5 protein-coding genes are annotated in these 5,664 nt (G+C 55.8%); 2 read left to right on the top strand and 3 right to left on the bottom strand.

The window, feature by feature from the left end; translation table 11 throughout:
* The 3 genes from NTW95_10480 to NTW95_10470 all read right to left on the bottom strand — a co-directional run.
* On the bottom strand, window positions 1-648 hold a 648-nt coding region (locus tag NTW95_10480; protein ID MCX6557838.1), incomplete at its 3' end, for a hypothetical protein.
* The gene (gene dnaG, locus NTW95_10475; protein MCX6557837.1) at window positions 632-2,383 is read right to left on the bottom strand and encodes a DNA primase; all 1,752 of its coding nucleotides are present in this window, start codon (window positions 2,381-2,383) and stop codon (window positions 632-634) included. The genes NTW95_10480 and dnaG, both read right to left, overlap by 17 nt.
* A 67-nt stretch (window positions 2,384-2,450) precedes the next feature.
* Complete coding sequence (locus NTW95_10470; GenBank protein ID MCX6557836.1) at window positions 2,451-3,956, bottom strand: hypothetical protein; 1,506 nt, start codon at window positions 3,954-3,956, stop codon at window positions 2,451-2,453.
* 74 nt (window positions 3,957-4,030) lie between these two features.
* Between NTW95_10470 and NTW95_10465 the strand changes: the two genes are divergently transcribed.
* Both NTW95_10465 and NTW95_10460 read left to right on the top strand, forming a co-directional pair.
* Window positions 4,031-4,354 carry a hypothetical protein gene (locus NTW95_10465; GenBank protein ID MCX6557835.1) on the top strand — a complete coding sequence of 108 codons (324 nt, stop codon included), beginning with the start codon at window positions 4,031-4,033 and terminating at the stop codon, window positions 4,352-4,354.
* Window positions 4,348-5,664, top strand: a 1,317-nt coding sequence (locus NTW95_10460; protein MCX6557834.1) for a hypothetical protein, incomplete at its 3' end; no start/stop codon positions are given. The genes NTW95_10465 and NTW95_10460, both read left to right, overlap by 7 nt.

Raw genomic sequence — 5,664 nt, 5'->3', positions numbered from 1 at the left:
GATCACTTTTTTCTCGCCGCGCTCGATCTTGCGGGCGATGCTGATCTCCTCGGCCCGCGACAACAGGTTGACGTTGCCCATTTCGCAGAGGTACTGCCGGACCGGATCGCCGACGATTTCGGAGCGCTCGCCGCCCGCCTTGACAGCTTTTTTTGCTGCCTTCTTGACCGGCTTGATCTCGTTTTCCTTTAAAAAGTGCTTGATGAATTTCTGGTTTTTCTTGAACGCCTCATCCGAGCCGAAAATATAATTGATCGCCGCGATTTCGATGATGCCGTAGCCCTTTTTGACTTTCTTCAAAATGGCCTTCAGCTCCTTGCGGAAATCGTTCAAAAAATTGTTGTATTCGCCGAGCTTTTCCTGGTTCAAGGCCGTCATCTTGCGCAGAATCTTGATGTTGAGGGACAGCAGGTGGGCCGTGATCTCCTTTTTTTGCTCGAGCAGGTTGTTCTCGTTCAGAAATTTTATGAAATTTTCGTGCGAGATCTTGGCGTCGTTGGTGTTGGCGATTTCAACCAGTTCGCGCAGGATGACCGAAGAGGCGGGATGCTTGGCCGGCTTCACCTTCGGCTTGGCCTGGGGCTTGGCAGGTTGGATTTTTTTGCGCGCGGGCGCCGCTGCCGCCTTTTTTTCAGGTTTCTTTTTCAATCGGTTCCTCCCCGGAACGCCGGCTCAAGGTTTTCAGCGACTCGTTCTTCAACTTCATCAAATGGCTGAGCTTGGCTTTGTTGTCGTCCCTTTCGGCGACGGCGATATCCTGATTCAGTTGCTTCGTTTTGCTCGCGGCCAGTTTTTTCTGAAAATTATTGATACTGATGACAATATCCCTTTCAATTTCCGAACGCTCCTTGACCGCCTGTGTTTTTTGGGAAAATATGTCGTGCAAGCGGGCTTTTTCGGCCGTGCTCAGGGGCTGGTTGATCTCGGAAAAACGAATTTCGCCGAAGCGTTCGAAGCTGGCGAACATCCATTTGATGATGTTGCGGATGGCCAGGGTGGCTAAAAGTTCCTCGTTGAAGAATTCCTTGATCTCGGGGATGACTTCCGGGGCGCGCAGCAGCGCTTCCAGGATCTTCTCTTCCATCAGGCTGATGCGTAGCGGCTGGTCGGCGCTTTCCGGCGCTTTTTGCGGCTGGAGCTCGAGCTGCAGGAGCTCGGGCGCGATCTTGAAAAAAACGGCCGTGCGCTGCAAGTAATCATCGCGGATGATCGGGTCGGACATTTTGCCGATGGCCTGGAGGACGGCATCCACGGCCTTGCGCTTCTGGAGCGGGTCATGCAACCCGAATTCCCGGGCCGCTTTGTTCAGCAGGAACTTGAAGCCGTCCTCGGTCTTGGCCAGTATCTCATGCATGGCCTGGGCGCCGTGGGAGCGCACGTATTCATCGGGGTCCTTGGCGCCGTCGATGACCACGATGCGCGGATTGACGTTCTGCTCGAACATTTTTTCGATATTGCGGACGGTGGCCGTCTCTCCGGCCGCGTCGCTGTCATAGAAGATGTAGATCGCGGCGCAGAAACGCTTCAGCAAATGGATCTGCTTCTCGGTCAGCGCGGTTCCCAGCGAAGCCGCCACGTGGCGGATGCCGGCCTGGTACAATGAGATCATGTCCAGGTAACCTTCTACCAGGATGCCGGCCTTCTCTTCCTTCATGAAATTCTTGCTCAGCTGAAAACCGAAAAGATGATGGCCTTTCTTATAGATCGGCGTATCGGGTGAATTCAAATACTTCGCCGTATCGTCAAACATGGTGCGGCCGCCGAAAGCCACCACGGCGCCGGTCTCGGAAAAAATGGGAAAAATAATGCGGCCGCGGAAACGGTCGTAGACCCGGTTTTTATCGTTTTTGACCAGCAACCCCAGCTCCAGCGCCTTGGCCTGAGGGGCCTTTTTTTTACTCAAATAATTGCTGAGGCCGTCCCAGGCATTGGGGGCATAACCCAGGGAAAACTGCTCAATCGTCTGCTTTTGCAGGCCGCGGTTTTTGAGGTAGCCCAAGGCCGCTTTCCCTTCTTCGCCGGCGAACAAATTTTCTTTGTAGAAATTAAGGGCCAGCTCATTGACCTGGAGGTATTCGTCCTTGTTGACCGTCTGGCGGCTTGTTTTCTCCAGCGGGATATTGAATTTGTCCGCCAGGAAATGCATGGCTTCAACGAAGCCGATGTTCTCCATCTCCTGGACCAGGGCAAAGATATCGCCGAAACGATTGCAGCCGTAGCAGCTGAAGCTGTTCTTTTCCGGATAAACGAAAAAAGACGGGGTTTTCTCACTGTGAAAAGGGCACAACGCTTTATAATACTTGCCTGCCGGTTTCAGGCTCACATAAAGCGAAGCAACATCGACGATAGAGATATACTCTTTTATTTGATCTTTAGAATCCATTAAAAAATGCGATATCGTTATATATACTGCAATATTTTTCGCTTTCTGTCAACTAATAAGCAAAACTTTAAAAAGAAACCAGCAGGCTGAACCCGGCCTGTAAACCGCCCAGGTCGATGTCAAAGCCGGTCGGATTGACCTTGATCAAGTCGTAACGGACGGCCAGGTCCATGATGAAATGGCGGTTCATTTTCAATTCGAAACCGGCTTCATAAGAGGTATTGCCGCCGTTCCCGGTCACGTTGCCGATCTCCGATTGCTCCTTGTAAGCCATGTAGGTGTAACCGATGCCGACATAGGGGCAGAAAAATCCCAGGCGGAGGCCGCCGCGCAGGAAGGCGCTGAACGGGGTCAGGGTTAGGGTCGTCTTTTCCTCAGTGAAGGTGGTCTTGGCGATCACTTGGAACTGGGAGGCGGAGAACCAGACATAGACGCCTTGCCAGATATGGATGCCCAGCCGACCGCCGTAGATCACGTCGCCGTCGCCGTAGATGGATTTCAGGTTGGCGTCGCGGGGCTGGAAGAATCCAGCGTAGGGACCGATCTTGACCGCGAGGTTCTTCTTGGGCCGGGGGGGCGGCGTCGACTCCGCCACAAGGATGCTCGCCTGCACCGGCGTCGTTGGAGCGGTCGCGGGCCGCAGCGACGCGGCGTTGTCCAGGATGACCGTCTTCCTTTCAGGTTCGATCCGGATCAGGCTGGGATCGGCCCCGACCTGGACGGACAGGCTGACCGGGGGCAGGCTTTTGTTGCCGTTGGCGTCCCAAGCCTTCACCGTGTAGACGCCGGCGGCGGCATAGATGTGAGTGATCATGAAATTGGGCTTGACGATTGCGCTCGCGTCTCCGGGCCTGATCTCGGTTCCGTCGCCGAGGTCCCAGACGATGTTCTGCGGCGTGTCGAAGTTGATGGCACTGATGGTCAGTTGGCGGTTGGCCAGCGGTTTGTCGGGATTGACCTGCAAGGTGCGGGGATAGGCGGCGACCTTCACAGTGATCACCCGCGGCGGCAGGTTCAGATCACCCCGGTCATCGTATACCTTGACCTCGTACGTTCCGGCGGCGGCATAGGCGTAAGCCAATCTCGCTTCTGTTACCTGGGACGACTTGCTGCCGCTGGTCAGGACCATCCCGTCGCCCAGATCCCATTTCAGCAGGTTCGGGGTGTGAAAATTAAGGGCGGTAAACAAGACAAGCTGCCCGGCGACCGGGCGCTGCGGTTCGAATTTCACCTGCCTGTTTTCCCTGAGCGTCGACACGGGTTTGGCGCTGACCAGTTCGACCTCGCCCTGGTGAATGTACCATGCCGGCTGAACCGAGGCCGGCGCCGCCTGGATAGCGGCCACCTGGAAATAATCGCCTTTTTTCCCCAGGATCTGGAGCATGGTACCATAGCCGATCTGCTTGATGATTTTGGCGTCGGCGGCAGGGAGGGTGCGGACCTTTGCGAAGCGCACGATCACCTTGGCCACGGCAGTCTGCGTCTGTTCCCCGTCGGCAGCGGCAGCCACCAGCACGAAATGGCTCAAGAGCAGTGAAAAAGCAGCCAAGGACAGTATGATTTTGCTTTTCATAATCGGTCAACATAACACGCTTTTTCCTAAAAGTAAAGATTGCAAAGCGCGGCGGAATTTGCTATGTTCTGGGCATGGAAAAAGCACTGGCCGTCATATTTTCATTCATCGTTTTTTTTGTGGGTCTGGCCTTTTTGATCACCCAGCGCTGGGGACTCGGCCTGCTGCTGGTCGTGGCCTCCATGCTGCCGCTGTTCATGGCCTTCAGAAAAAAAGACCCGGTCATCGTTGAACAGAAAATCGCCATTGGCGGCGAGATCAACCCCCGCCTGCTGAAATGCAAGAACTGCGGCGCCGAGTTGAACAAGGACGCCATGGAGCTCAAGCTGGGCGCGGTCTTCATCTCCTGCCCTTATTGCCACAGCCAGTACCAGGTCGAGGAGGAACCCAAATGGTAAAAAAACTGTTACTCCCCTTGCCGGTCCTATTCATGCTTCTGGCGACCGTTGTCCCGGCCCCGGCCGCGGACTACTTCTTCAGGGTCGACGACCTGAAGGCCGAACTGACCGTGCAGCCGGACAGCTCGATCGAACTGCGCTACGCGATCACCTTCAGCCCCGAAGCGGGCAGCCACCCCATCGACATCGTCGATATCGGCATGCCCAACACGGAATATGACAAGAGTTCGGCCCGGGCCTGGATCGACGGCCAGGAGCTGAGCGTGATCAAGGATTCGGAGTACGTCCATCCCGGTGTCGAGATCCACCTCGACGCCAGGCAGATCATGCCCGGCCGCACGTCTCGCCTTGAATTCCAGATCAAGGTCAATGCGCTGGTCTATGCCGACGAGGAAAACAGCGGCTTCGCCGCGCTACAGTTTAAAAGCACCTGGTTCGACGGCAAGTACGTTTCCGGGGTCACCCGCCTGCTGGAGATCCAGATCAACCTGCCGCCTGGGACCACCCCGGAAACGGTGAAATACCACACCTTCGGCCGCGCCGATTACCGGCCCAGCGAATCGTTTTTCCGCGAGGGCCGCGTCAGTTACGTTTGGCGCTGGAGCGGACAGCCGGCGACGGCCCCCTACGCCGTGGGTGCTTCCTTCCCCAGAAACCTGGTGGCGAGTGTTGCTACCCCGGCAAAAAAATCGCTGGGCAAGAGTTTTTTCGTCATGATCGCCGCCTTCATCGGCTTCGTGTTCAGCCTGTCGCCGATCTGGATCATCGCTCTGATCGTGATCTTCGCCGTACGCAGCAGCCGGAAACGCCAGCGGCAATACCTGCCGCCGAAGATCGGCATCGAGAGCGGCGGCATCAAGCGCGGCCTGACTCCGGCCGAGGCGGCCCTGCTCCAGGAGCTTCCCCTGAGCAAGGTGCTGCTGCTTGTCATTTTCGGTCTCCTGAAAAAAGGAAAGCTGGAGATCAAGGAGGTCGCTGCCAGGGACTTCCGCTACCACGAGCAGAAAAAAGAAGGACTGGAACTCCTGGAACACGAGAAAACTTTCATTTCGGCCATCGACCAGGACGGCCGGTTGGACAAAAAGATTTTGCATACGATGGTGATCGCCATGATCGCCGCGCTGAAGAAAAGCATGGAGGGCTTTTCCCGGCACGAAACCAACATGTACTACCAATCGATCATGAACAAGGCCTGGGAACTAGTGAAGAATTGCCCGGCCGAGAAGCTCCCCGAGGAACTTGCCCAATCGCTGGAATGGCTGGTTTTGGATGACGGGTATGAAAAGAAACTGGAACCTTTCACCGATAAC

The organism is Candidatus Aminicenantes bacterium, assembly GCA_026393795.1.
In the GTDB taxonomy this organism is placed as follows: domain Bacteria; phylum Acidobacteriota; class Aminicenantia; order UBA2199; family UBA2199; genus UBA2199.
Note: the sequence above shows the minus strand (reverse complement) of the source record. Positions and strands in the feature narration are given on the sequence as shown.

Excerpts from the sequence above, each read along its gene's own strand:
- dnaG (MCX6557837.1), bottom strand. The coding sequence starts at position 2,383 with ATGGATTCTAAAGATCAAATAAAAGAGTATATCTCTATCGTCGATGTT.
- NTW95_10470 (MCX6557836.1), bottom strand. The coding sequence starts at position 3,956 with ATGAAAAGCAAAATCATACTGTCCTTGGCTGCTTTTTCACTGCTCTTG.
- NTW95_10465 (MCX6557835.1), top strand. The coding sequence starts at position 4,031 with ATGGAAAAAGCACTGGCCGTCATATTTTCATTCATCGTTTTTTTTGTG.